Annotated in this window: 30 protein-coding genes and 1 tRNA gene; 11 read left to right on the top strand and 20 right to left on the bottom strand. The window is 69.9% G+C overall.

Annotated elements, in window-relative coordinates; translation table 11 throughout:
• Window positions 1–49: 49 nt before the first annotated feature.
• Genes AC6R2M_RS17070 through rph form a run of 4 tightly spaced genes read right to left on the bottom strand, consistent with a single transcriptional unit; the run spans window position 50 to window position 2,981 of the window.
• Window positions 50–373: a YnfA family protein gene (locus AC6R2M_RS17070; protein WP_500484221.1), complete on the bottom strand. Its 324-nt coding sequence runs from the start codon at window positions 371–373 to the stop codon at window positions 50–52.
• Entirely contained in the window at window positions 370–1,569 is a 1,200-nt protein-coding gene (gene hemW / locus AC6R2M_RS17065) for a radical SAM family heme chaperone HemW (protein ID WP_500484219.1), read from the bottom strand. Before hemW ends, AC6R2M_RS17070 begins: the two co-directional genes overlap by 4 nt.
• Complete coding sequence (gene rdgB / locus AC6R2M_RS17060; protein WP_500484217.1) at window positions 1,566–2,210, bottom strand: RdgB/HAM1 family non-canonical purine NTP pyrophosphatase; 645 nt, start codon at window positions 2,208–2,210, stop codon at window positions 1,566–1,568. The genes hemW and rdgB overlap by 4 nt, the downstream gene beginning before the upstream one ends.
• 48 nt (window positions 2,211–2,258) lie before the next feature.
• The gene (gene rph / locus AC6R2M_RS17055; protein ID WP_500484215.1) at window positions 2,259–2,981 is read right to left on the bottom strand and encodes a ribonuclease PH; all 723 of its coding nucleotides are present in this window, start codon (window positions 2,979–2,981) and stop codon (window positions 2,259–2,261) included.
• A 126-nt stretch (window positions 2,982–3,107) separates the two neighbouring features.
• On the opposite strand from rph, the gene hrcA reads away from it, so the two are divergent.
• The 5 genes from hrcA (at window position 3,108) to AC6R2M_RS17030 (ending at window position 7,480) form a co-directional block, all read left to right on the top strand.
• A complete protein-coding gene (hrcA, locus tag AC6R2M_RS17050; protein WP_500484213.1) occupies window positions 3,108–4,223 on the top strand; it encodes a heat-inducible transcriptional repressor HrcA in 1,116 nt (371 codons plus the stop codon).
• A 150-nt stretch (window positions 4,224–4,373) separates the two neighbouring features.
• The gene (gene grpE / locus AC6R2M_RS17045) at window positions 4,374–5,036 is read left to right on the top strand and encodes a nucleotide exchange factor GrpE (RefSeq protein WP_500484211.1); all 663 of its coding nucleotides are present in this window, start codon (window positions 4,374–4,376) and stop codon (window positions 5,034–5,036) included.
• Between the two features lie 132 nt (window positions 5,037–5,168).
• On the top strand, window positions 5,169–5,948 hold the full coding sequence (locus tag AC6R2M_RS17040) for a 3-hydroxybutyrate dehydrogenase (RefSeq protein ID WP_500484209.1): 780 nt from the start codon (window positions 5,169–5,171) through the stop codon (window positions 5,946–5,948).
• 96 nt (window positions 5,949–6,044) lie between these two features.
• A complete protein-coding gene (locus tag AC6R2M_RS17035) occupies window positions 6,045–6,188 on the top strand; it encodes a DUF3096 domain-containing protein (protein ID WP_500484207.1) in 144 nt (47 codons plus the stop codon).
• 5 nt (window positions 6,189–6,193) lie between these two features.
• A complete protein-coding gene (locus AC6R2M_RS17030; protein WP_500484205.1) occupies window positions 6,194–7,480 on the top strand; it encodes an NAD(P)/FAD-dependent oxidoreductase in 1,287 nt (428 codons plus the stop codon).
• 3 nt (window positions 7,481–7,483) lie between these two features.
• On the opposite strand, the gene AC6R2M_RS17025 is transcribed toward AC6R2M_RS17030, so the two are convergent.
• The 9 genes from AC6R2M_RS17025 to AC6R2M_RS16985 form a co-directional block, all read right to left on the bottom strand.
• Window positions 7,484–8,407: an AEC family transporter gene (locus AC6R2M_RS17025; protein ID WP_500484203.1), complete on the bottom strand. Its 924-nt coding sequence runs from the start codon at window positions 8,405–8,407 to the stop codon at window positions 7,484–7,486.
• A gap of 28 nt (window positions 8,408–8,435) precedes the next feature.
• Window positions 8,436–8,636 (bottom strand): DNA gyrase inhibitor YacG, encoded by a 201-nt coding sequence (yacG, locus tag AC6R2M_RS17020; protein ID WP_500484201.1) that lies wholly within the window; start codon window positions 8,634–8,636, stop codon window positions 8,436–8,438.
• Complete coding sequence (locus tag AC6R2M_RS17015) at window positions 8,636–9,271, bottom strand: Maf-like protein (RefSeq protein ID WP_500484199.1); 636 nt, start codon at window positions 9,269–9,271, stop codon at window positions 8,636–8,638. Before AC6R2M_RS17015 ends, yacG begins: the two co-directional genes overlap by 1 nt.
• Before the next feature lie 13 nt (window positions 9,272–9,284).
• Window positions 9,285–9,503 carry a translation initiation factor IF-1 gene (gene infA / locus AC6R2M_RS17010; protein WP_055892241.1) on the bottom strand — a complete coding sequence of 73 codons (219 nt, stop codon included), beginning with the start codon at window positions 9,501–9,503 and terminating at the stop codon, window positions 9,285–9,287.
• A gap of 199 nt (window positions 9,504–9,702) precedes the next feature.
• Complete coding sequence (gene murA, locus AC6R2M_RS17005; protein WP_500484197.1) at window positions 9,703–10,992, bottom strand: UDP-N-acetylglucosamine 1-carboxyvinyltransferase; 1,290 nt, start codon at window positions 10,990–10,992, stop codon at window positions 9,703–9,705.
• Window positions 10,993–11,074: 82 nt separating this feature from the next.
• Window positions 11,075–11,542, bottom strand: a complete 468-nt coding sequence (locus tag AC6R2M_RS17000; RefSeq protein WP_500484195.1) for a hypothetical protein — start codon at window positions 11,540–11,542, stop codon at window positions 11,075–11,077.
• Between the two features lie 11 nt (window positions 11,543–11,553).
• Entirely contained in the window at window positions 11,554–11,712 is a 159-nt protein-coding gene (locus AC6R2M_RS16995; RefSeq protein ID WP_500484193.1) for a hypothetical protein, read from the bottom strand.
• An 82-nt stretch (window positions 11,713–11,794) separates the two neighbouring features.
• A complete protein-coding gene (locus AC6R2M_RS16990) occupies window positions 11,795–12,535 on the bottom strand; it encodes an anti-sigma factor (RefSeq protein WP_500484191.1) in 741 nt (246 codons plus the stop codon).
• Window positions 12,532–13,089 carry a sigma-70 family RNA polymerase sigma factor gene (locus AC6R2M_RS16985; RefSeq protein WP_500484189.1) on the bottom strand — a complete coding sequence of 186 codons (558 nt, stop codon included), beginning with the start codon at window positions 13,087–13,089 and terminating at the stop codon, window positions 12,532–12,534. The genes AC6R2M_RS16990 and AC6R2M_RS16985 overlap by 4 nt, the downstream gene beginning before the upstream one ends.
• 181 nt (window positions 13,090–13,270) lie before the next feature.
• Between AC6R2M_RS16985 and AC6R2M_RS16980 the strand changes: the two genes are divergently transcribed.
• The gene (locus AC6R2M_RS16980) at window positions 13,271–13,906 is read left to right on the top strand and encodes a DUF1236 domain-containing protein (protein ID WP_500484187.1); all 636 of its coding nucleotides are present in this window, start codon (window positions 13,271–13,273) and stop codon (window positions 13,904–13,906) included.
• A 62-nt stretch (window positions 13,907–13,968) separates the two neighbouring features.
• Here AC6R2M_RS16980 and AC6R2M_RS16975 read toward each other — a convergent pair whose 3' ends face one another.
• The 3 genes from AC6R2M_RS16975 to AC6R2M_RS16965 are packed head-to-tail and all read right to left on the bottom strand — an operon-like array spanning window position 13,969 to window position 15,955.
• Window positions 13,969–14,259, bottom strand: coding sequence for an Rdx family protein (locus tag AC6R2M_RS16975; protein ID WP_500484185.1), 291 nt, complete (start codon window positions 14,257–14,259; stop codon window positions 13,969–13,971).
• The gene (locus AC6R2M_RS16970) at window positions 14,256–15,017 is read right to left on the bottom strand and encodes an ABC transporter permease (RefSeq protein ID WP_500487640.1); all 762 of its coding nucleotides are present in this window, start codon (window positions 15,015–15,017) and stop codon (window positions 14,256–14,258) included. Before AC6R2M_RS16970 ends, AC6R2M_RS16975 begins: the two co-directional genes overlap by 4 nt.
• An 8-nt stretch (window positions 15,018–15,025) precedes the next feature.
• Entirely contained in the window at window positions 15,026–15,955 is a 930-nt protein-coding gene (locus tag AC6R2M_RS16965) for an ABC transporter ATP-binding protein (protein WP_500484183.1), read from the bottom strand.
• A 212-nt stretch (window positions 15,956–16,167) separates the two neighbouring features.
• Between AC6R2M_RS16965 and AC6R2M_RS16960 the strand changes: the two genes are divergently transcribed.
• The 4 genes from AC6R2M_RS16960 to AC6R2M_RS16945 all read left to right on the top strand — a co-directional run bounded on the left by AC6R2M_RS16960 (window position 16,168) and on the right by AC6R2M_RS16945 (window position 19,128).
• Window positions 16,168–16,252 (top strand) — tRNA-Leu (locus AC6R2M_RS16960).
• Between the two features lie 375 nt (window positions 16,253–16,627).
• The gene (locus AC6R2M_RS16955; protein WP_500487639.1) at window positions 16,628–17,662 is read left to right on the top strand and encodes a methionine ABC transporter ATP-binding protein; all 1,035 of its coding nucleotides are present in this window, start codon (window positions 16,628–16,630) and stop codon (window positions 17,660–17,662) included.
• Entirely contained in the window at window positions 17,652–18,317 is a 666-nt protein-coding gene (locus AC6R2M_RS16950; protein ID WP_500484181.1) for a methionine ABC transporter permease, read from the top strand. The genes AC6R2M_RS16955 and AC6R2M_RS16950 overlap by 11 nt, the downstream gene beginning before the upstream one ends.
• A gap of 34 nt (window positions 18,318–18,351) precedes the next feature.
• The gene (locus AC6R2M_RS16945; RefSeq protein WP_500487638.1) at window positions 18,352–19,128 is read left to right on the top strand and encodes a MetQ/NlpA family ABC transporter substrate-binding protein; all 777 of its coding nucleotides are present in this window, start codon (window positions 18,352–18,354) and stop codon (window positions 19,126–19,128) included.
• 39 nt (window positions 19,129–19,167) lie between these two features.
• Here the strand turns inward: AC6R2M_RS16945 and AC6R2M_RS16940 are convergent, their stop codons facing one another.
• Together AC6R2M_RS16940 and AC6R2M_RS16935 are read right to left on the bottom strand one after the other, a co-directional pair.
• A complete protein-coding gene (locus tag AC6R2M_RS16940; RefSeq protein WP_500484179.1) occupies window positions 19,168–19,890 on the bottom strand; it encodes a hypothetical protein in 723 nt (240 codons plus the stop codon).
• A gap of 50 nt (window positions 19,891–19,940) precedes the next feature.
• Window positions 19,941–21,053 (bottom strand): alpha/beta hydrolase, encoded by a 1,113-nt coding sequence (locus tag AC6R2M_RS16935; protein WP_500484177.1) that lies wholly within the window; start codon window positions 21,051–21,053, stop codon window positions 19,941–19,943.
• 260 nt (window positions 21,054–21,313) lie between these two features.
• On the opposite strand from AC6R2M_RS16935, the gene AC6R2M_RS16930 reads away from it, so the two are divergent.
• Window positions 21,314–22,027 carry a Crp/Fnr family transcriptional regulator gene (locus tag AC6R2M_RS16930; RefSeq protein ID WP_500484175.1) on the top strand — a complete coding sequence of 238 codons (714 nt, stop codon included), beginning with the start codon at window positions 21,314–21,316 and terminating at the stop codon, window positions 22,025–22,027.
• A 200-nt stretch (window positions 22,028–22,227) separates the two neighbouring features.
• On the opposite strand, the gene AC6R2M_RS16925 is transcribed toward AC6R2M_RS16930, so the two are convergent.
• Window positions 22,228–22,953 (bottom strand): GntR family transcriptional regulator, encoded by a 726-nt coding sequence (locus AC6R2M_RS16925; RefSeq protein WP_500484173.1) that lies wholly within the window; start codon window positions 22,951–22,953, stop codon window positions 22,228–22,230.
• 179 nt (window positions 22,954–23,132) lie between these two features.
• A complete protein-coding gene (locus tag AC6R2M_RS16920; RefSeq protein ID WP_500484171.1) occupies window positions 23,133–24,536 on the bottom strand; it encodes a putative bifunctional diguanylate cyclase/phosphodiesterase in 1,404 nt (467 codons plus the stop codon).
• Between the last annotated feature and the right edge of the window lie 110 nt (window positions 24,537–24,646).

The following is a 24,646-nucleotide window of genomic DNA, read 5'->3' as shown; positions in this document are numbered from 1 at the left end:
CGTTGACGTGCGGTCGAATATGGCAGCGCCGGTGAGCCGCGCCAAGCGTTCACGCCGTGCGCGGACCCCACAGGATGACCGCCGCGCCCAGAAGACAGAGAGCGGTGCCGGCGAGGTCGAAACGGTCCGGCCGCGCGCCCTCGACCGCCCAGAGCCAGAGCACGGAGGCGAGGATGTAGACCCCGCCATAGGCGGCATAGGCCCGGCCGGCATGGCTCGCATCGATCTGCGTCAGAAGCAGCGCGAACAGCACGAGGCTCGCGGTGCCCGGAACGAGCCAGAGGGCCGAGGCACCCGAGCGCCACCACGCCCAGAAGGCGAAGCAGCCGGCGATCTCGGCGAGCGCGGCCGAAACGTAGATCGCGAGGCTCAAGCCAGATCCGCGACGACGGCGTCGAGCACGAGCATCCCGGCCGGCGTGGCGCGGATGCGGTTCGGGCCGAGGCGCTCGATCATGCCGTGGCGCTTGAGATCGCTTTCCACGACGGGGTCGACGTCGCGCCCGGTCAGCGCCCGCCAGCGCTTCAGGTCGAGCCCCTCCACGAGGCGCAGCCCCATCAGGAGGAGTTCGTCGGCCTGCTCGGCGGCGCCCAGCGGCTCGTCGAGATCGATGCCCGCATCCCAGTCCTCGACCATCTTCAGCCAGGTCTCGGGATGCTTCTCGTTGGAGACGGCGTGGCGCACGCCGCCCTCCCCCATCAGGCGGCCGTGGGCGCCCGGTCCGACCCCGGCATAGAGCCCGTAGCGCCAGTAGGTGAGGTTGTGGCGCGATTCCGCGCCCGGCATGGCGTGGTTGGAGATTTCGTAGGCGGGCAGCCCGCGCGCCGCCGTCAGGCGCTGCGTCGCCTCGTAGAGCTCGGCCGAGAGCTCTCCGTCCGGGACCTTCAGCTTGCCCGCCTTGTGAAGCGCGTGGAAGGCCGTGCCCTCCTCGATCGTCAGCTGGTAGAGCGACAGATGGTCGGCCGCCAGATCGATCGCGCGGCCGAGCTCGGCCTCCCAGGCCTCGACGGTCTGGTCGGGCCGGGCGTAGATCAGGTCGAAGGACAGGCGCGGGAAGATGTCGCGGGCCAGCCCGATCGCGCCCAGCGCCTGGGTCACGTCGTGCAGTCTGCCGAGGCGACGCAGATCCGTGTCGTTCAGCGCCTGGACGCCGAGCGAGACCCGGTTGACGCCTGCCGCGCGATAGCCCCGGAAACGCTCCGCCTCGACGGAGGACGGATTGGCCTCCAGCGTGATCTCCGCGCCCTCCTCCACGGTCCAGGCATCCGCCACCGCGTCGAGGATCGCGGCGACCGTTCCGGGCTCCATCAGCGAGGGCGTCCCGCCGCCGAGGAAGACGGAGGTGACGCGCTGGCCGCGCGAGCGGGCCGCCATGGTCGCGATCTCGCGCCGGAAGGCCGCGACGTAGCGCGCCTGATCGACCGGCTGATGGCGGACATGCGAGTTGAAGTCGCAATAGGGGCACTTGGCCGCGCAGAAGGGCCAGTGGACATAGACGCCGAAGCCGGGATTCCCCGCCGGCGGCGTGTAGGGGCGGATCGCGGTGAGTTTCCCGACTTGCGCGTTCATCCGATGTCGAGCGCCTTTCGCGCGAAGAGCTTGAAGGCACGGGCGCGGTGCGAGAGGGCCGTCTCCTGCCCGGGCGTCCAGCCGTGCTTCTCCCGCGCCGTCATCTCGCCGAAGGTGCGATCGAAGCCGTCGGGCAGGAACATCGGGTCGTAGCCGAAGCCGGCGGTTCCGCGCGGCGGCCAGACGAGCGTGCCTTCCACCTCGCCGCGGAACTCCGTCGTCGTGCCGTTCGGGCGCGCCAGCGACAGGACGGCGACGAAGCGCGCGCTGCGCTGGTCCGGACGCACCGCGCCCGTCGCCTGCAGCTTCTCCTCGATCTGGCGCATCGCCATGGCGAAGTCCTTGTCCGGCCCGGCCCAGCGCGCCGAATGGATGCCGGGCGCGCCGCCGAGCGCATCGACCGCCAGCCCCGAATCGTCCGACAGGGCGACGAGGCCCGTGGCGCGGGCGGCGGCCAGCGACTTGATCTGCGCGTTCTCCTCGAAGGTCGAGCCGGTCTCCTCCGGCTCGGGCAGGCCCTTGTCGGCCGCCGAGACCACCTCGAAGCCGAGGGGGCCGAGCAGGTCGCGGAATTCGGCGATCTTGCCCTGATTGTGGCTGGCGACCAGGAGCGGGCCGTTCGAAGGGTCGAGAAGGATCATGCCGTTTCCTTTGCGAAGGCGCGCGGACGCTACCGCCTGCCGATGGCCTCAGCCTTGCGCCAGCGCCTCGCGCTGCTTCTCGACCAGGCCGGCGATGCCGGCGCGCGCCAGCGACAGGAGCTTCAGGAACTCCTCCTCCGAGAAGGGCTCGGCCTCGGCGGTTCCCTGAATCTCGACGATGCCGCCCGAGCCCGTCATCACGAAATTGGCGTCGGTGCCGGCCGAGGAATCCTCGTCATAGTCGAGGTCGATCACCGGCTCGCCGTTGTGGATGCCGCAGGAGATCGCCGCCACGTGGTCCTTCAGGACCTTCTCGCGCTTCACCATGCCGCGCCCCTCCATCCAGGCGAGGCAGTCGGCGAGCGCGACGAAGGCGCCGGTGATCGCCGCCGTGCGCGTGCCGCCGTCGGCCTGGATCACGTCGCAGTCGATGGAGATCTGGCGCTCGCCCAGCGCCTCCAGATCGACGACCGCGCGAAGCGACCGGCCGATCAGGCGCTGGATCTCCTGCGTGCGGCCCGACTGCTTGCCGGAGGCCGCCTCGCGGCGCATGCGCTCGTGGGTGGCGCGCGGCAGCATGCCGTACTCGGCCGTCACCCAGCCGCGCCCGGAATTGCGCAGCCAGCCCGGCACGCGGTCCTCCAGGCTCGCGGTGCACAGAACATGCGTGTCGCCGAACTTCACGAGGCAGGAGCCCTCCGCGTGGCGCGAGACGCCGCGTTCGAGGGAGACCTTGCGCAGTTCGTCGCTCGCGCGCTTGGATGGCCGCATCGTCGTCATGTCCGTTCGTCTTTGATCGTCGCGAGGCTCTTAACCATTCGAGGCCGGCCTCGCAAAGCGTTTCGGGACCGGGCTTCCCGCTTGGCGAGGCCGCGCCCGCTTCCTATAGTCCCGCCCATGACGCTTTCCACGACGACGAGGGGCACGAACTGGACCGGGCCGGGCGGCCCGCTCGACGACCGCTCGCGCGAGATCTTCCGCCTGATCGTCGACACCTATCTGGATTCGGGCGAGCCGGTCGGGTCGCGCAATCTCTCCCGCCTGCTCTCCACCGCGCTCTCGCCGGCCTCGATCCGCAACGTGATGAGCGATCTGGAGCAGCTCGGCCTCATCTACGCGCCGCACGTCTCGGCCGGACGGCTGCCGACCGAGCTGGGCCTCCGCTTCTTCGTGGACGCCTTCCTGGAGACCGGCAGCGACATGGCGCGCGCCGAGCGCGAGGAGATCGAGGAGCGCGCCCGCGTCCTCGGCGACCAGCGCGGCGTCGAGACGCTTCTGACGGAGGCCAGCCAGCTCCTGTCGGGCCTTTCGCGCGGAGCCGGTCTCGTCGTCACCTCCAAGACCGACATCCGCCTCAAGCACATCGAGTTCATCCGCCTGGAGCCGACGCGCGCCCTCGCGATCCTCGTCGGCGAGAACGGCGAGGTCGAGAACCGCATCGTCGAGCTCAGCCCCGGCGTCACCGCCTCGCAGCTCGTCGAGGCCGGCAACTTCCTCAACGCGCGCATCGTCGGGCGGACCCTGTCGGAGGCGCGCGACGCCGTCGCGGCCCTGAAGGACGAGACGGCGAACGCGCTCGACGAGCTGTCGCGCGGGCTCGTCGAGGCGGGCTTCGCGGTCTGGTCCGGGGCGAGCCACGACCAGCCCTCGCGCCTCATCGTGCGCGGCCGCGCCAATCTTCTGGAGAACGTCACGGCGGCGGAGGATCTGGAGCGCCTGCGCCACCTCTTCGACGATCTGGAGACGCAGAGCTCCATCGTGGAGCTGCTCGACCTCGCCGAGACCGGCAACGGCGTTCGCATCTTCATCGGCTCGGAGAACAAGCTGTTCTCGCTCTCGGGCTCCTCCCTCGTCGTCGCGCCCTATTCGGACGACCGGCAGCGCGTCATCGGCGCGGTCGGGGTGATCGGGCCGACGCGGCTGAACTACCGCCGCATCGTGCCCATGGTGGACTACACTGCCCGTCTCGTCTCGCGCCTCCTCGGCGACGCGGGCACCGCCAAGCGCTCCTGACCGCGCGCGACCTCGCCCCGCGCCCTTGATTTGTGCCGCCCCGCATTCGATATCGGGCGCGAAATCACCACGATCCGCCGAGCATGCCCGCGAGATGCCGCATCTCCCGCGCGGAAGGCTTGGCGGACCAGCCCGGAGTTCCCTGCACCGATGACGACGAGCGACATCCCGAACCGCGAGCCGAACGAGGCCGAGGATCTCACCCGCGACGCCGGAGCGGAGGGCGCGGCCGAGGCCGGCGCCGAGCGCTCGGCCTGGGGCGAGGGCGCGGAGGCGGCGGACGCAGCCCGGATCGCCGAGCTCGAGGCCGAGAACGCCGACGTGAAGGACCGCCTTCTGCGTCTGGCGGCCGACATGGAGAATCTGCGCCGCCGCACCGAGCGCGAGATCAAGGACGCGCGCCAGTTCGCCGTGGCCAATTTCGCCCGCGACATGCTGAGCGTGTCGGACAATCTCGACCGCGCGCTGCAGGCGGTGCCGGAGGAGGCGCGCGCGGCCGGCGAGGCCGGGCTCACCTCGCTGGTCGAGGGCGTCGAGATGACGGCCCGCGCCATGCTCTCCTCGCTGGAGCGCCACGGCGTCCGCAAGCTCGACCCGAAGGGCCAGCGCTTCGATCCGAACTTCCATCAGGCGATGTTCGATGTGCCGGACGAGAGTCTGGCGGCCAATACGGTCGTCCAGGTGGTCCAGGACGGCTACGCCATCGGCGAGCGCGTGCTGCGCCCGGCCATGGTCGGCGTCTCCAAGGGCGGACCGAAGGCGACCGTCGACCAGAAGCCCGGCGTGCCGGACGAGACCACCAAGGACGCTTGAGCGCGTCTTCTCTCACGACGACACGAGCGGCGGCCCATCGGCCGCCGTTTTTCGTTCCGGCAGAGCGTGACAATGCGCGTGCGGCGGCTAGTCTTTGAGCGGGAGAGGTCCCGGATCAGGAGGAAGGCGCCCATGAAGCTCGAAGGCAACGTCGCGATCGTCACGGGCGCCGCGTCCGGCATCGGCAAGGCCATCGCCAGGGCCTATGCGGCCGAGGGCGCGAAGGTCGCCATCGCGGATCTGAACGGCGAGGCCGCGAAGGCCGCCGTGGACGAGATCGCCGCGGATGGCGGGCAGGCGATGGCCGTGACCATGGACGTCACCGACGAGGCGGCGGTGAACGAGGGCGTGGAGGCGGTCGTCTCGCGCTTCGGACGCCTCGACACGATGGTGGCCAATGCCGGCATCCAGATCGTCCACCCGATCGAGGAGTTCCCCTATGAGGAGTTCCGCAAGGTGGTGGACATCCATCTCGGCGGCTCGTTCCTGCTGACCCGGGCGGCGGTCCGGCACATGTACCCGCAGAAGTCGGGCGCGCTGATCTACATGGGCTCGGTCCATTCCCACGAGCCCTCGGCCCTGAAGAGCGCCTATGTCGCCGCCAAGCACGGAATCCTCGGCCTCTGCCGCGTCATGGCCAAGGAGGGCGGGCCGCACGGCGTGCGCTCCAACATCATCTGCCCCGGCTTCGTGAAGACGCCGCTCGTCGAGAAGCAGATTCCCGAACAGGCGCGCGACCTGAAGATCTCCGAGGAGGAGGTGGTCAACCGCATCATGCTCGGCCGCACGGTGGACCAGGAGTTCACGACGGTCGCGGATGTGGCGGACGTCGCGGTCTTCCTCGCCGGCTTCCGCTCCAACGCGCTGACCGGCCAGTCCATCATCCCGAGCCACGGCTGGTACATGGGCTGACCGGCCTTAACCCCGAGGGCTTGGAACCGAAGGTCGCGGCCAGCGATTTCGCAATGCAGCAGCCCGGCGGCGCCGGCTCAGACGGAGGCTCGAAACTTGGAAATCGTCACCTTCACGCCGATCGTTTCCCTGATCGCGGGCATCCTCATCCTGATCGTCCCGCGCCTTTTGAACATCATCGTCGCGCTCTACCTGATCTTCATCGGACTGGTCGGCCTGTTCCCGGATCTGATCGGTTGAGCCGCATGGGCGAGCGAGCGCGCATCCTCGTTCTCGGCGGCGGCTCGGGCGGGCTCGAACTCGCCTCGCAGCTCGCGTGGCGCCGCGAGCTCGACGTGATCCTCGTCGATCGGGAAACCGCGCATGTCTGGAAGCCGAGGCTCCACGAGCTGGCGGCCGGCACGGTGCAGACCTCGCTGGCCGAGATATCCTTCTATCTCCTCGGCGAGTTGCGCGGCTTCCATTTCGAACAGGGCGAGGTCGTCTCCATCGACCGGCAGGCGCGCACCGTCCGCCTCGCCCCGATGGTGGACGGCGAGGGGCGGGAACTGGCCGCCGCGCGGGACCTGCCCTACGATCTGTGCGTCGTCGCGCTCGGCGGCGCCACTCCCAATTTCGGCACGGCCGGCGTGAAGGAGCACGCGCTGCGGCTCGACGGGCCGCAGGACGCGGAGGAGTTCCGCCGCCGCTTCATCGCGCTCATGGTCCGGGCCCGCGAGACCGGCACGCCGGCGGAGATCGGCATCGTCGGCACGGGGCCGACGGGCACGGAGCTCGCCGCGCACTTACGCCATTCCGAGCACGGCTTCTTCGAGCCCGGCGCTTCGCCCTCGCAGGGCAAGCTCCTGTCGGTGACGCTGATCGAGGCCGCGCCCGAACTGATGCCGGGGATCGACGACACGCTGCGCCGCGAGATCACCGAGCGCCTGCGCGCGCTCGACGTGAAGATCGTCACCGACGCGCAGGTCTCGGAGGTGACGCAGGAGGAGATCCGCACCGTCAAGGGCGAGACCTGGCCGAGCGATCTGACGGTCTGGGCCACCGGGCTCGTCGGCAATCCGGTCCTGAAGGGGCTCGGCGATTTCGAGCTGGACCGCAAGGGCCGCATCGTCGTCGATCGCTGGCTGCGTTCGGCGAGCGACCGCCGCGTGCTCGCCATCGGCGATTCGGCCGCCTTTACGCCGGAGATGTCGGACAGGCCGATCCCGCCGACCGCGCAGGCCGCGAGCCAGCAGGCCGCCTATCTGGTCAGGACCATCCCCGAACTGGCGAAGGGCCGCACGGTCCGCGCCTTCGAGTTCGAGAACAAGGGCCGGCTCGTCTCTCTCGGCCTCGCCGGCACGGTCGGCCGCGCCCGGCTCTCGCGCGGGAGCGACCTCTTCATCGACGGCCAGTTCGCCACCGCCGCCTATCATGCGCTGGAGCGCCAGCATCAGGTGCGCGTGCTCGGGCCGCTGCGCGGAACACTCGCCATCGCGACCGACCTCCTGTCGCCGGCCAAGGGGCCGGCGCTCAAGCTCCACGGCGAATAGGCCTCAGGCCAGAGCCTTCGCCAGAAGGATGGCGGGCGGCAAAGTGAGGATCGCCAGGATCGTCTGGACCGCGACGATGGTCGCCATCAGCGGCGCGTCGCCACCGAGCTGGCGCGCCATGACGTAGGAGGAGGAGGCCGTCGGCAGCGCCATGAAGAGGATCGCGACGGAGGCCGCCAGCCCGTCCAGCCCGAAGGCGAGGCAGAGGATCGCCGCCGTCGCCGGCATGGCCGCGAACTTCGCGACGCTCGACAGGACCACCGGGCGCAGGGCCGAGCGCGCCTGCGAGAAATCCAGCGCGGCGCCCACGCACAGGAGGCCGAGCGGCAGCGACGCCTGCCCGAGCGCGCCGACGGCGCCGAAAAGCGTCGCCGGAATGCGGATCCCCGCCACCTGAAGCGCGATGCCGATGGCGCAGCCGACGATCAGCGGGTTGGTGACGATGCCGCGCAGGATGCCGGACAGGCTCGGCTGCGCCGCGCCGAAGCGCGCGAAGATCAGGACGCACAGGACGTTGACGGTCGGCACGATGGCCGCGTTGGCGACCGCCGCCAGCGCGATGGCGGGCGGGCCGAAGAGCGCCAGCGCGGCGGTGATGCCGACATAGTTGTTGAAGCGGATGCCGCCCTGGAAGACCGAGGTGAAGGCGGCGCCGTCGCGGGCGAGGCGCGGGGCGAGCAGCACAAGGGCGAGCGAGACGAGGATCGTGGTCGGGATGACGACGCTCGCAAGCCCCGCGATGGGAACGGCGGAGAGGTCGGCCGTGCCCAGACTGTGGGCGAAGAGCGCGGGCAGGAGCACGAAGTAGCAGAGGCGCTCGGCCTGCGGCCAGAAGGCGTCGGGCACGAACTCCATCCGCCGCAGAACCTGACCGAGCCCGATCAGGAGGCCGGTCGGCACCAGTGCCGAGGCGATGGCGGCGATCATGCCCGCCGATCCTCTCCGCCGCGCGCGCTCATCCCTCGCGGGAGGGGTCGGACGGCTCCTCCTCCGTGCCGGGGATCACGTAGGACCCCGAGAGCCAGCGGTTGAGATCGACGTCCTTGCAGCGCGGCGAGCAGAAGGGAAAGGTCGCACGGTCGGACGGGCGGCCGCATTCGGGGCATTCGCGCCTGGGCCGCAGCGGCGTCACCTTGGCGCCGGAGGGCGCAGGCATCACGCCGGCTCCTCGGCCTCGATCGGCGCGCCCCAGCGGAAGCCGTCGCCTTCGAGCAGCGACAGCGTCTCGTAGAGCGGCAGTCCGACGACGTTGGTGTAGGAGCCGACGAGACGCACGACGAAGCCGCCGGCCAGACCCTGGATGGCGTAGCCGCCGGCCTTGCCGCGCCATTCGCCGGAGGCGATGTAGCGCTCGATGTCGCTTTTCAACAGGCGCTTGAAGCGCACCCGCGTCTCGACGAGGCGCTGGCGCAGCCGCCCTTCCGGCGTGACGAGGCAGAGGCCCGTATAGACGCGGTGGGCGCGCCCGGAGAGGATGCGCAGATTGGCGATCGCGTCCTCGGCCAGCTCGGCCTTCGGCATGACGCGGCGCCCGACGGTCACCACCGTGTCGGCCGCGAGCACGTACCGGCCCTTGCGCTGCTCGATGCGCGACAGCGTCAGCGCGCCGGCCTCGGCCTTCGCCTTGGCGAGGCGCTTGGCGAGGGCGCGCGGATGCTCCCCGCGCTCGGGCGTCTCGTCGAGATCGGCGGGCAGAAGGCGCTCCGGCTCGATGCCGACCTGCTGCAGCAGCTCCAGCCGACGCGGCGAGCCGGAGGCGAGCACCAGATGCTTTTGCTGCGGCCGCGCCATCGCGTCGAGGCCCTTACTTGAAGCGGTAGGTGATGCGGCCCTTGGTCAGGTCGTAGGGCGTCATCTCGACCAGGACCTTGTCGCCCGTCAGCACGCGGATGCGGTTCTTGCGCATGCGGCCGGCGGTGTGGGCGATGATCTCGTGATCGTTCTCGAGCTTGATGCGGAAGGTCGCGTTGGGCAGGAGCTCGGTGACCGTTCCGGGAAACTCGAGAACTTCTTCTTTCGCCATATAGGATCGAACCTTGGATTGAAGGGCGGACGCGAGGGCGGCCGCTTGAGGACGGGAATGGGGCCGGAAGGGCACGTGCGAAGACGGCCTCGTGCCGGGACACTCGGAATTTCGGGCCCTAGATCGGCCTTTGCGCCTCAAAAAGCAAGAGCGGCGAACGATCGGCCCGCCGGCCGGGGCCGCCCTTAGCCCTCCGGGATCAGCCCGAGATGCGCTCCACCTCGGCTCCGCAGGCGCCGAGCTTCTCCTCCAGCCGCTCGAAGCCCCGGTCGAGGTGATAGACGCGGTTGACCGTCGTCTCGCCCTCGGCGACGAGCCCGGCGATGACCAGCGAGACCGAGGCGCGCAGATCGGTCGCCATGACCGGCGCGCCGGCCAGGCGCGGCACGCCCTCGACCTTGGCCACCTGGCCGGCGAGCGAGATCCGCGCGCCGAGCCGTGCCAGCTCCTGCACGTGCATGAAGCGGTTCTCGAAGATCGTCTCGGTGATCGAGGAGACGCCCTCGGCCCGCGTCATCAGCGCCATGAACTGGGCCTGCAGGTCGGTCGGGAAGCCCGGGAACGGATCGGTGACGATGTCCACCGCCGAGAGCCCGGCGCCGTTGCGCACGATCCGGATGCCGTCCTGAACGTCGGTGATGTCGGCGCCGGCCGCGCGCAGCGTGTCGAGCGCGGCCGACAGGAGATCGGCGCGCGTGCCCGTCAGCGTCACGTCGCCGCCGGCCATCGCCGCCGCGATCGCGTAGGTGCCGGTCTCGATCCGGTCCGGCAGAACGCGGTGGCGCGCGCCCGACAGGGCCGGAACGCCCTCGATGGTGATGGTGGAGGTGCCCGCGCCCGTGATCTTCGCGCCCATCGCGTTCAGGCAGTCGGCGAGATCGACGATCTCGGGCTCGCGCGCCGCGTTGCCGATCACCGTCGTGCCCTTGGCGAGCGAGGCGGCCATCAGCATCACGTGCGTGGCGCCGACCGAGACCTTGGGGAAGGTGTAGTTCGCGCCCGTCAGCCCGCCCTTGGCCTCGGCGAGGATGTAGCCCGCGTCGATCTCGATCTCGGCGCCGAGCGCGCGAAGCCCCTCGATGAAGAGGTCGACCGGGCGCGTGCCGATGGCGCAGCCGCCCGGCAGCGAGACCTTGGCCTTGTGGCAGCGCGCCAGGAGCGGGCCGATCACCCAGAAGCTCGCGCGCATCTTGGACACGAGCTCGTAGGGCGCGGTCGTGTCGACGATGGTGCGGGCGGTGAAGTGGATGGTGCGCCCGCCGGCCGGGTCGTGGCTGAGGCGCTTGCCGGAGACGGCGTAGTCCACGCCGTGATTGCCGAGGATGCGGATCAGCTGCTCGACATCGGCCAGATGCGGCACGTTCTCCAGCGTCAGCGTGTCGTCGGTGAGCAGCGAGGCGATCATCAGCGGCAGGGCCGCGTTCTTGGCGCCCGAGATCGGGATGGTGCCGTTCAGCGGATTGCCGCCGCGAATTCGAATCCGGTCCATGAACGCCGATCTCTCGCCTGAGTGGAAATTGCGGTTCCTACATGGAAAGGGCCCCTGCTTCAAACGAGGGGTGGCCTTCGATTTATCCGTCTCTCTCCAGGATGTCGGCGCGTGCGATGTCCTTTTCCCGCCCGATGAGGCGGAACAGTCGCGCAAGCTCTGTGCGCTCCGGCACCGTGATGGACACGTCGCCCAGCGCGATCGCGGCACGCTCGCCGATCGCGACCGGCTCCCATCTGCCCGCCGTCCGGACCTCGAAGCCGAGGAGGATTTCGACCGGAACGGGACCGAATGTTCCGACGAGGCGTCGCCGCGAGCGGAACCGCGCCGTGCCGCCGTCGGAGCAGTCGCGAAGACCGGCGACCGTCGAAAGAGCTTCGCCGGCGTCCGGCGGAACCCATACGTCGATGTCGGGAACCGGATCGGACGTCGAGCGATGGAGCGCGAAGGCGGCTCCGCCGAAGACGCACCAGTCGAGGCCGGCGGCGTCGAGGGCCCGGGCAGCTTCGACGAGGGTCTGCCGGAAGGCGGGATCCAGCCGATCTTTCATTCCCGCCGCGCCTATTGCGGCTGGATCATCGCCGTCGCCGCGACGAGGACGAGCGCGAAGACGGCGATCTTCCAGAAGTCGGCGCGCCGCCGCAGCCCCGGCAGGCCGAGCGGCCGGATGATCTGCACCGCCATGGCGAGGATCAGGAGGATGGAGAAGATGCGGGCCATCCCGCCCCTCTATAGGGTCGGCCGGCCGAGTGGAACGGGTCGCCCGGCGGGACGCGCGATCGCGCGCCGCATCGCGCCGCGATCAGATCGAGTTCAGCTCTCCGTGCCCGACCACCGGCCCCGTCGGCTGGCCCGTCGGCGATCCGCCTTCGGGCTCCAGCGAGATGGCGAGGAGGCTCCGCGACAGGTCGCCGGAGACCAGACCCGGCTCCAGCGAGATGCGCAGGGGCACGTCGGGATCGAAGGTGCCGAGCGATTGCGGCGCTCCGCCGTCGCGCGCGATCCAGAGCTCGGGCACCTGCCCCGGTCCCGGCTCCAGCCGGATCGGCACAAGAGTCGCCGTGTCCGAGGCGGGATCGAGGACGACCGCGAAGATCGGGAAGCCGTCGGTGTCGCTGGTGATCGTCGTGGCGGCGAAGCCGGCTCCGGCGGTGTCGGCGGGACCTTGCAGAACGGGCACCGCGAGGAGGGCGAGAGCGGCGAGGCTCGCGGCGGCGAGCGCCCCGGAGCCGAGCGCCAGCCAGCGCCAGAAGGCGGGGACGAGCCCTTCGCCGGCCGCAACCTGCCGCTCGGGCGCGGCGCGGCGCGGGCGCGGCAGCGCCGCTTCGATCGCGGCGTAGAGGCCCGGCCGCGGCGTGACCGGCGCGACGGCCGCGGCCATGGGTGCCAGCCTCTCCTCCCAGGCCTCGACCTCGGCGCGGAAGGCCGGGTCGTCGCGAAGGCGGCGGGCGGCCGCGATCCGCTCGGCCGGGCCCGACGTGCCGAGCACGTAGTCCGCCGCCCGGAAGTCCTCGTCGGAAAAGGTCTCGATCGGATCGCTCATGCTTCGAGGCACCCTCTCAGCCGGATCAGGCCCCGGCGCACGATGCTCTTCATCGTGCCGAGCGGCATGGCGCGCTCGCGCGCCAGATCCTCATAGGTGCGTCCGTCGAAGAAGGCGGAGGCGATGGCGCCGCGCGCGCGGTCGTCGAGGCCCTTCAGGCAGTCGTGCAGGCGCCCGGCCTCCTCGTTCGCCTCGAGGCGGTCCAGCGCGTCCGGCGTGTCGTCGCGGATTTCGGCGGCGTCCTCGATCCCCTGCCCGCGCGGGCGCGAGCCGAGCGCGCGCAGGCGGTCGATGGAGCGGTTGCGCGCGATCGTGGAGAGCCACGTGATCGGGCTCGCGCGTCCTTCCTCGTAGGTCTCGGCCTTGTTCCACACGGTGATATAGACGTCCTGGAGAACGTCCTCCGCCTCTTCCCTGTCGGGCAAGATACGCAGGCAGACGCCGAAGAGCTTCGCGCTGGTCAGATCGTAGACGTCCCGCAGCGCGGCGGAATCGCCGGAGGCGACCGCGCGGATCCGCCCGGCCAGATGGCGACGCGCCTCAATCTCGTTCATCGCGACCCCGAAGCGGCACTCGCCACATCCTCCCCTCGGTGCCGCCAAAACCAACAGGCCGGCGCCTGTCTGTCAACGGGGCCGCACCGAGGGCGGGCAAACTTCGCCGCCTTCGGGAACGTTGTCGCGGGACCGCGCATTCTTTGCCGCGAAGGGTCACGAACCTTTGAGGACACCCCACATGCGTACGATTCTCATTGCGACCGCGATGCTCGGCATGGCCGGCACGGCGCTCGCCCAGACCACCGTCACCACCACGCAGGAGCGCTCGTCCACCGAGCAGGCCGGCGGCGTTCTCGCGGGCGCCGGCGTCGGCGCGGCGGCCGGTGCCATCGTCGGCGGGCCGTTCGGCGCCGTCGTCGGCGGCTTCATCGGCACGGCGGTCGGCGCGACCGCGGCCGTGACGCCCGAGGTCCGCGAATACGTGGTCGCCAACCCGGTCGCCCCGGTCGCCTTCGAAAGCGAGCTGGCCGAGGGCGTGATCATTCCCGAGACCGTCGAACTGACGCCGATCCCGGACAATGACGAGCTCGCCTACATCTACCTGGAGGGCAACCGCCCGGTCATCGTGAACGCCTCGACGCGCGCCGTCGTCTACTCGCCGGCCGGCGTCCCGCAGACCGCCGTCACCTATGTGGACGCGAACCCGGTCGAAGAGGTCACGCTGGAAGGCGAGATCGTCGCGGGGGAGGTCGTGCCCTCGACCGTCACGCTGACGCCGCTGCCCGAGCAGAGCGGCTACTCCTACTTCTACGCCAACGGCCGCCCCTACATCGTGGCCGATTCCAGCCGCGAAGTGATCTACGTCCGCCAGTAGGCGTCACGCACGGACCGTATGACGAAGGGCCGTTCCCCGCCGGGGAGCGGCCCTTTTGGCGTTCAGCGGTCGGAGTGGCCGAGCGGGCGGTCGGGGTCGATGCGGTCGCGGATGCGCTGTTTCAGCACCTTCGCCTCGGGGAAACCGCCGTCCGCCTTGCGCTCCCAGACGAGCGTGCCGTCGCAGGCGATCTCGAACACGCCGCCCGTGCCGGGAATCAGCGCCACCTCGCCGAGATCGGCGCCGAAGGTGGAGAGCAGTTCCTGCGCGAGCCAGGCCGAGCGCAGCATCCAGGAGCACTGCGTGCAGTAGGTGATGGCGATCCGGGGCTTGGCGGGGGACGGTTCGCTCATGGCTTCAGCCTGTAGCCGGTCTTGAAGATGCGGTGGACCACGAAGAGGCAGGCCGCGAGGAAGACCAGCGTCATCGCCAGACTGACCGTCACGCTGACGTCGGCCGTGCCGTAGAAGCTCCAGCGAAGGCCCGCCACGAGATACAGCACCGGGTTGATCAGCGACACGTCCTGCCAGAACTCCGGCAGCATGCGGATCGAGTAGAAGGTGCCGCCGAGGAAGGCGAGTGGGGTGACGATCAGGAGCGGCACCAGCTGCAGCCGCTCGAACCCGTCGGCCCAGATGCCGATGATGAAGCCGAAGAGCGAGAAGGTGACCGCCGTCAGCACCAGGAACAGCAGCATGAAGCCGGGGTGCTCGATGCGGATGTCCACGAAGAGCGTGGCCGTGGCCAGAATGATGAGCGCCAGCAGCAGCGCTTTGGTCGCCGCCGCCCCAACATAGCCGAGCACCACCTCGAAGGTGGAGACCGGCGCCGACAGCACCTCGTAGATCGTGCCGACGAATTTCGGGAAGTAGATCGCGAAGGCGGCGTTGGAGATCGACTGCGTGAGCAGCGACAGCATGATGAGGCCCGGCACGATGAAGGCGCCGTAGGAGACCCCGTCGATCTCCGGGATCTGCGAGCCGATCGCCGCGCCGAAGACGACGAAATAGAGCGAGGTCGAGACCACCGGCGAGACGATGGACTGGAATAGCGTGCGGAAGGCGCGGTTCATCTCGAAGCGGTAGATGGCCGCGACGGCCCGAAGATTCATCGACGCGCTCACGAGCGGGCCTCCCGGGTCAGGTCCACGAAGATCTCCTCCAGCGTCGACTGGCGCGTGTTCACGTCGCGCAGGCGGATGCCGGCGGCGTCGAGGTCGCGGAACAGCGCGGTGATGCCGGTGCGCCCCGAATCGAGCTCGTAGGAATGGGTGAGGTTCAGCCCGTCGGTCGAGAGCGTCAGCCCGTGCGCCTCGAGCGCGGGCGGGATGGCGGGCAGCGGCTCCTGCAGCTCCACCGTCAGCTCCTTCCGGCCCAGCCGCTTCATCAGATGCGCCTTCTCCTCCACGAGGAGCAACTGGCCGCGCGCGATGACGCCGATCCGGTCCGCCATCTCCTCGGCCTCCTCGATGTAGTGGGTGGTCAGGATGATGGTGACGCCGGTCTCGCGCAGCCGGTTCACGAGCGCCCACATGTCGCGCCGAAGCTCCACGTCCACGCCCGCCGTCGGCTCGTCGAGGAAGAGAAGCTCGGGCTCGTGCGCCAGCGCCTTGGCGATGAGGACGCGGCGCTTCATGCCGCCGGACAGGGTGTTGATCTTGGAATCGCGCTTGTCCCAGAGCGACAGGTCCCTCAGCACGCGCTCCAGATGCGCGTCGTCGCGCGGCTTGCCGAAGAGCCCGCGCGAGAAGGAGACGGTGGCCCAGACGGTCTCGAAGGCGTCGGCCGTGAGCTCCTGCGGCACGAGGCCGATCATGGTGCGGGCGGCGCGGAAGTCGTGTTCGATGTCGTGCCCGCCGACGGTCACGGTGCCCGAGCTCGGCCGCACCAGCCCGCAGACGATGCCGATGAGCGTGGTCTTGCCGGCGCCGTTGGGGCCGAGAAGCGCGAAGATCTCGCCCTTGGCGATCGTCAGGTCGACGCTTTTGAGCGCCTCGTAGCCGGTCGAATAGACCTTCGACAGGCCGGACAATGTGAGGATGGGCTGCACGGGGAATCGACTTTCGGGGAAGACAGGCTGCGGCCACCATATAGGAAGCGGAGCGAACATTTGAGTGACGCACGCGCGCCGCGCGTCCTGCCGGCCGCCGCGCCGGTGCGGCATGCGAGTCACGGTCGCCATCCGGCTATCAGGCACGCTTTGCGATTGGCGCGCGAACGTCGTTGACAGGCGCGCGCCGCGCCCCTAAACGTCCGCCCCGTGCCCAGGTGGCGGAATTGGTAGACGCGCACGGTTCAGGTCCGTGTGCCGCGAGGCGTGAAGGTTCGAGTCCTTTCCTGGGCACCAATTCCCCTGAATGTTCAGGGAAGCCCGACAGCTAAGCCGACAATCGATCGAGCGCGAGGCGGTCCCGCCAGGGCGGAGCCGGCCGAGATCGATCTGCGACCGGCTCGGGCGCGCTGAACCTGCCCGCGCCGAGCCTCTCGCGCCAGCACGACTCCCCTCCCGTCTTGATCCGGCTCGATCGCGGAATATTTTTCCAACGCGGCCCGGCGGCGCGCGCCGCCGATCCTTGCGCTCGGCCGGCCGAGCGGCGACAAGCGGGCCTAAATGGAAGACGAGGATTGGAGGTCCGGGGTCTTCGGACAGGACCTTGAGGTTTTTCAGTTGAGCCAGAGCCAGAGCGAGCCGGTGTCGGGCGACGTGTCAGCGCCGCCGTCGATCGTGCGCTTCGAGAACGTCACCAAACGCTTCGCCGCGCCCAAGGGCGGCGAGCCCTTCGCCGCGATCCGAAACGTCGATCTGTCGGTCCCGCAGGGCTCGATCACCGGCATCATCGGCCGTTCGGGTGCCGGCAAATCCACCCTGGTGCGCCTCGTCAACGGGCTGGAGCGCCCGAGCGAGGGCCGCGTCGTGGTCGACGGCGTGGAGGTTTCCAGCCTCGGCGAGCGCCCCTTGCGCGAGCTGCGCCGCCGCGTCGGCATGATCTTCCAGCACTTCAACCTCCTCTCCTCGCGCACCGCCTTTGACAATGTCGCGCTGCCGCTGGAGATCGCGGGCGTTTCCCGCGCCGAGATCCAGCGCCGCGTGACGCCGCTCCTCGAGCTCGTCGGCTTGAAGGACAAGGCGCGCAACTATCCGGCCGAGCTTTCCGGCGGGCAGAAGCAGCGCGTCGGCATCGCGCGCGCGCTCGCCACCGAGCCCCGCGTGCTCCTCTCCGACGAGGCGACCTCCGCGCTCGACCCGGACACGACGCGCCAGGTCCTGGCGTTGCTCAAGACCGTCAACCGCGAGCTGGGCCTCACGGTCATCCTTATCACCCACGAGATGCATGTGGTGCGCGAGATCGCGACCCGCGTCGCGGTCATGGACGGCGGGAGGATCGTCGAGGAGGGCGACACCTATTCCGTCTTCTCCCGGCCGCAGAACCCTGTCACGCGCACTTTCCTGGAAGGCGTCACCGGGGTGCGCCTGCCCGCCTTCCTGCGCGAGCGCATGACCATGGACCCGGGCGAGGCGCGCGAGGCGGTGATGGAGATCGTCTTCACCGGGCCGACGGCGACCGACCCGATCCTCTACGATCTTGGCCGCACGCTCGACCTGCCGGTCAACATCCTCGCCGGCGCGGTGGAGGAGATCGACGAGCGGCCCTTCGGCACGCTGGTCGTCTCGCTGGACGCCAGGCGCCTCGACGAGGCGCGCCGCTTCGTGGAGGCACGGAACCTGCGCACGGAGGTGCTCGGCTATGTCCGCTAACATGATGTGGCTGATCTGGGCGGCGACGCTCGACACCCTGTTCATGGTCGCCGTCTCGGCCGCCATCGGCATCCTTCTCGGCGCCCCGCTCGGCATCTTCCTCGCCACCTCCGGCAAGGGCGAGCTCTTCGCCGCGCCCATGGTCAACCGCGTGCTCGGCCTCGTTGTCAACGCGCTGCGCTCCACGCCCTTCATCATCCTCGTCGTCGCCATCATTCCGTTCACGCGCCTCGTCACCGGCACCTCAATCGGGACGACGGCGGCGATCGTGCCCCTGACGGTCGCGACCGTCCCCTTCGTCGCGCGTCTCGTCGAATCGGCCATCCGCGAGGTCGATCCGGGCCTCGTGGAAGCGGCGCGCGCCATGGGGGCGAGCCCGGTGCAGATCGTCTGGAAGGTGCTGGTGCCCGAGGCGCGTCCCTCGATCACGCTCGGCGTCACGCTCACCATCGTCTCGCTGATCGGCTATTCGGCCATGGTCGGGGCGGTCGGCGGCGGCGGGCTCGGCGATCTCGGCATCCGCTACGGTTACCAGCGCTTCATGCCGGAGATGATGCTGGCCGTGGTGCTCGTCCTCATCGTCCTCGTCCAGGCGGTCCAGTCCGCCGGCGACCTCCTGGCCCGCCGCTTCGACAAGCGCGCGCGCCGCTCCTGATCCCACCCCTCCACGCAAAGGACCTGTCATGCGTCTGAAGACCGCTCTCCTCGCCTCCGCCTTCGCGGCGCTGTCCGCCGGCCATGCGCTGGCCGAGGACATCCGCATCGGCGTCACCCCCGGACCCCACGCCCAGATCATGGAGAAGGTGAAGGAGCTGCTCGAGCCCCAGGGCATCGAGCTGGAGATCCTGGAGTTCTCCGACTACGTCGTGCCGAACCAGGCGCTGGCGGACGGCGAGCTCGACGCCAACTCCTTCCAGCACCAGCCCTATCTCGACAATCAGGTCGCCGATCGCGGCTACGACCTCGTCTCGGTCGGCCAGACGGTGAACTACCCGATGGGCGTCTATTCGCAGAAGGTCGCCTCGCTCGACGAGCTGGCGGACGGCGCGACGATCGCGATCCCGAACGACCCGACGAATGGCGGCCGCGCGCTCCTGCTCCTGGAAACGCTCGGCCTGATCGGCGTCGCCGACGGCGCGGGCCTTCGCGCCACGCCGCTCGACATCGAGACCAACGAGAAGAACCTGCGCATCGTCGAGCTCGACGCCGCGCAGCTTCCGCGCTCGCTCGCCGACGTCGACGCGGCCGCGATCAACACGAACTACGCGCTGGAGGCCGACCTCGACCCACAGGAGGACGCGATCGCCCGCGAGGCGGCCGACGGCCCCTATGTGAACGTCATCGCGGTTCGTGGCGAGGACGCCGATGCGCCCTGGGTCTCCACCCTGGTCGAGACCTATCGCTCGCCGGAGGTGCGCGCCTTCGTCGACGAGACCTTCAAGGGCTCGGTCGTCCCGTCCTTCTGACCCGACATGCGGCGGGGGGCGGACACGCCCCCCGCCCATCTAGAGGCTGACACCCCGCGCCGCGAGGAACAGGACCGCGAAGCTCGCAGCGCCGGCGAGGAAGGGCAGCGGCCCGGCATCGTCGAGCTGGGACATCTCCTCCTTCAGGACGTTCAGGATCATGCCGCCCGCCAGAAAGGCGAAGGCCAGCCCCATCACGCTCGTCGGCAACAGGTCGAGCGTGCCGATCGCCCAGCCGGCCGCGACCGAAGCGACCATCACCCACCGGCCGAACCGGTCGTAGCCGTCGCGATCGCGCTCCCGCAGCGTCACGCCCAGAACCGCGAAATGCAGCCCCAGCGCCATCTGGTGGACGAGCGCGTCCACGCCGTTGGCGTAGGGCTTGAGCACGAGCAGCGCGCCGATGAGGAGGTTGTAGAGCGCGAAGGCGGCAAGGTTCAGCCGCTGCCGCAGGGTGCGCAGCGGCCCGCTGTCGGCTTCCTTGTGCCGGCCGTAGACCTGTGCCGCGTGGTAGAGGCAGGTGCCCGCCAGCGTCGCGACGAAGATCCATTCCCCGTCCGCCCAGCGCGCGTCCTCCCCCGGCACCTCCGATGCCATCCGGTTGATGATCGGGAGGATGTAGAGAAAGACGTAGGCCGCCGCCGCCCCGCCCGCGAAGGACAGGCGGCGCCCGTGGGCGAAGCTGCGCAGCGGCTCGCGCGCGGCGAGGAGATGCACCGCCATCAGCGCCAGGGCCGCGAGGGCGGAGAACCCGCTCGACATCTCAGACGCCCTCCGGCCCGGCAGGCGGCGGGGCGTTCGAGGGTTGCGCGCTACTCACCGGCCAGCGCCCCGCCGACGAGGGTGAAGGGGCTGGAGATGGCCGCGCCGACCGCGTCGAAGACGAAGGCGCCCGCCCGTCGCAGGCCGCCCGCCCCACCCTCGATCTCGCCGGCCATGGAGGCCAGCGCCACGAAGCGGTCGTGGTTCAGCGGGTCGAGCGAGCGGACCTGCGAGATGTCGACGATCGCGAGCCCCCGCTCCTGCGCCAGCCGTCCCGCGCGCGGATCGCGCGCATCCAGCGCCCCGACGCGCTCGCGCATGCCCCCGAGCCGGCCGGAGACGAGCAGCGCGCGGTCGTCGGGCGCGGTCAGGACGGTCAGCGGCGGATCGAGCGGGCCGACCACCGCCATCTGCCGGTCGAAGAGGTCGAGATCGATGTCGGGCGCGGCGAGCACCACCGCCAGCCGCGCGATCACGTCGTCGCGTCCGGCGAGGCGCAGCTGGCGCACCGCCTCGACCGCGAGCCAGCCGCCCATGGAATGGGCGAACAGGGTGATGCGCCCGATCCGCCGCGCCTCGGCGAGTCCGATCAGCGTGTCGGCCAGCGCGTCGCGCGAGAAGGCCGCCGAATCGCGGTCCGCGACATAGCCCGCCACCACCGCGTCGGACGGCCAGGCGAAGAGGATCGTCGGTTCCGTCCGCCCGGAATCGACCGCCAGCTGCGCGGCGCGGAAGACCGCTTCCGGGACGTTGGTGTTGAAGCCGTGCACGAAGACGGTGACGTCGCGCGGCCGGCCCGGCGCGCCGGCGAGGCGGTCGAGAAAGGCGCGCCGGCTCAGGACCGCCTGTTCGGTCACCGCGAAGCTGGTGCGCGGATCGGCGCCCTCGCGCGGCCATTCGATCCGGCCCGGCCGGTGGTCGGGCGGAACGGAAACCGCGAAGCTCGCATAGTTCGGGCGATCCGCCCGGCCCGTCGTGAAGTCGTTGCGCTCCGGCGAGGCGCGCTCGCGCGTCGTCACCACATGGATGTCGACGATGCGCGCGTCCTCTGCGCGCTCGGCCACGGGGTTCAGCACGGCGTCGCCCGGGCGCGTCGCGCAGGCCGAAAGCGCCAGGGACGCCGACAGGAGAAGCAGCGGAACGGCCCGACGAATTGATTCCATGCCCGAACCCCGCTGGACCCAGCCGACGCACCTGCGGCACCATGTCGCTTCGGATCGCCGTCGTTCGGCGCGCCGATGCCGTTCGTGCATAGGCGAGAGACGGCCTCGGGACAATCGCGTCCCCCGTGCCCGGACCGTTGAGCGCCGGCGCTTTGCCGTCTAAGAGCTTGGAGGGCGACGTGTCCGCGGCCCGCCCGCGGAGCACAAGCCGCACGCAGCCAGAACCTGATTCATCCGGTCGATATCCAGCCGAGAGTGTCGTGCCAGACCAATCCGTCGAACCCCCGGCGCCTTCGAACGACCGGCCGCCGGCGTTTCGGAACCGCCTCCTGGCCGCTCTCGGGGAGGCGCAGCTGGCCGCGCTCCTGCCCAGGCTGGAGAAGGTCGAACTGCAGACCAAGCAGGTCGTGAACGACGCCGGGGAGCAACCGGCCTACGCCTATTTCCCCGAAGGCGGCGTGTTGTCCTTCACGCTGAACCTGCCGGTCAGCGGTCTGGTCGAGTTCGGCATTCTCGGCCGCGAAGGCATCTCCAGCTTCTCCGTCCTCCATCCCGGCCGCCGCTCGCCGGTTCAGACCGTCGTGCAGATCGGCGGATACGAGGCCCATCGCATCCGCTCGGAGGGACTTCGCGAGGCGCTCGTGGAGATCCCGGACCTCTCCGTCCAGATCCAGAACTTCCTCTACAATTTCATGGGACAAATGGCGTTCACCGCCGTGTCGAACGTGCGCCATTCGCTGGTCGCCCGCCTCGCGCGCTGGCTCCTGATGTGCAACGACCGGCTCGACACCGACGACGTGCACCTGACCCACGAGTTCATGGCGATGATGCTGGGGGCGCAGCGCACCAGCGTGACGACGTCCCTCCACGTTCTGGAGGGCGAGGGGGCGATCCGCAGTCGCCGGGGCGTCGTGCGCATCACGGATCGGCGCAAGCTGGAGGCGATCGCCGGCGAGGCCTACTACTACCATTGAGAGGCGCAAGAGCGCCGGACGTCCGATTGGACGCACGAGGTCCGCCCTATCTCTTTGGATCTGCGCATCAGGCCGTCCGAACATCGATCCCGATTTTCGGGCCGATGCCGTGGGGCCGATGCTGGAGGGCCGATCAGCCGGCCCGGCTGGGGAAGCGAGGACGCCGGACGACGCGCCGCGAAAGACGGCGCTTCGTCCCGTCAGCAGATCCGGTAGCGCAGATCGCTGCCGAGCTGGCAGTGGGCGACGCAGAACTCCAGCGGAGCGTCGTCAAAGGCGAGCAGCGTGCGATGCACCACCAGCACCGGATCGGTGCGGCTCTCGAAGGAAGCGGTCCGCGCCGTGTCCGGCTGGCCGACGACCCGCACCTCCTCCTTGCGCTTCACCGCGATGGAGGCGCCCACGATGAAGTTGCGGGTCGAGGCCCAGAGGGTCTCGTCCGTCGGAACCTCGCCGTCCGGCGCGATCTGGTAGGCCGTCTCCGCCGAGAAGACGCGGCCGAGATGGCTGCGGGTCCGCTCGATGCGGACGACCGGCGCGCCGAGATCGAGCTCGAGCTCGGTGGCGACGCATTCGTCGGCCTTCACGCGCTGCGCGCCGACGATCTGGATGTCGCCGTTCACCGGCGCGCCCTCCAGGTCCACCACGTTGGTGAGCGAGGCGAGGCGACGCTCGCAGTCGAGCTCGCGGACGATCGTTCCGCGTCCGGGCGTGCGGTCGATCAGGTTCATTCCCTCGAGGCGGTCGAAGGCCCGGCGTACGGTTCCCAGACTGACGCCGAGCTCGGCGGCGATCATCGCTTCCGTCTTCAGCGGCCGCCCGACCGGCCAGCGGCCGACGGTGATCCGGCGGCAGAACTCCTCGGCGAGTTCCTCATAGAGCGGCCGGTGTTCGAAATTGCCTCGTGTCGGATAATGACGTCCCATCCCACAACCCCTGATAAGCGACCGGTGCCCCAGTGACGATCGGGTCGATTTCTAGCTCTCCGCCGACATCGCCCCATCATGCAATCTATGATTGATAAAAGCGGCTAAGCCCATCTATCAACATATAATGTAATCGATTGACCGCAACCGAATGTCGAATAGCCGACAGTCCGGCAAGCTTACATTTGTGCATTCATCGCAGACTTTAAGGATAGATCGGCCGTTCCGGACACCGCCCTAGAGTTGCGTTCCGCCAAGATCGCGAACCGGTGACCCTGCGCGAGAAGCCTGCCGATTGCCTCTGCGTCAAGGGGCGCGGCGTACCCGAAGCCCTGGAAGATGCGGCATCCCATCCGGGTCAGACGCGCAACCTGACGGGGGGTCTCGACCCCCTCTGCCACCACGCGGAGGCCGAGATCGCGGCCCAGCGCGAGAACGGCCCGCACGACGGCGCGGTCGGTGGAGCCGGGTCGAAGGTCCCGGACGAAGGACCTATCAATTTTCAGGCATGTGATCGGCAGCTCCCGCAGCGTGGCGAGACATGCGAAGCCCGTTCCGAAATCGTCGAGCGCGATGTGCAAGCCCGCCGCGTGCAGGAGCCGGAGATCGTCCAGCAGCGCGCTGTGCCGGCCGAGCGCCACGCCCTCGGTGATCTCCAGTTCCAGATCCTGCGGCCGAAGCCCGTTCGCCGAGAGCGCGGCCGCCACGTCGGCGCGCAGCGTCGCGTGCCCGGCGCCGTTCGCGAAGAGATTGATCGCCACGCGCGGAACCGTCAGGCCCGCGCGGCGCCAGTTCGTCAGGTCGCGGCAGCAGCGCTCGACGACCCATCGCCCCACCTCGTCGGCCGTCTCGTCCCGCTCCAGGTCGGGCAGGAAGCGGGCCGGCGTCAGGAGACCTCGCGTGGGGTGGCGCCAGCGCAGAAGCGCCTCCAGCCCGTCGAGACCGCCGTCGGGCTCGCGCACCTGCGGCTGGTAGTGCAGCTCCCACTCGCCCTCGCGGCAGGCGCGCGCCAGCTCCTCGCGGACGCTGGCGGTCATCGGCCGGGCCGGCCGCATGCTCTCCTCGAAGAGGCGGCAGCAACCGCCGCCGAGGCGCTTGGCTTCGGCCAGCGCGAGGTCGGCGCAGACGAGAAGACCGGAGGCGGTGGCCGCGTGCCAGGGCATGAGCGCCACCCCGGCGCTGACGCCGATCGAAAGCTCCTCCCCCTCGCGCTGGCGCGGCACGGCCAGGACGGAGAAGGCCCGCTCGATCAGTCCGGACACGTCCGCCAGATCCTCCGCGTCCATCACGAGGACGCCGAAGCGATCTCCTTCCAGCCGCGCGACCCTGGCCTCGGAGCGCGCGATGCGGGTCAGCCGCTCGGCCGTGGAGACGAGCATCCGGTCGCCGGCCGCGTAGCCGTAGGACCGGTTCACGCGCCGAAGCCCGTCGAGATCGAACAGGATGAGGGCGAGCGGCTGGCCGGCGTCGCGGATCCAGCGCGCCAGCGCGTCGGCCCGCGGCAGACCCGTGAGAGGGTCGATGTCCGGCTCGTCGGCACGGACACGACCGTAGGGCACCCGCTCGACACAGGACAGAGGCATCGCCGATCCATGCGTTTTGCAACTCGGGTTCCGAGATATCGGAGTATTGCCGCGGTTCGCAAGACGCTGGCTGGCGCTAAACTGAACGACCCATATTCCTATAGAAAATA

The organism is Aureimonas sp. CAS, assembly GCF_059838215.1.
Note: the sequence above shows the minus strand (reverse complement) of the source record. Positions and strands in the feature narration are given on the sequence as shown.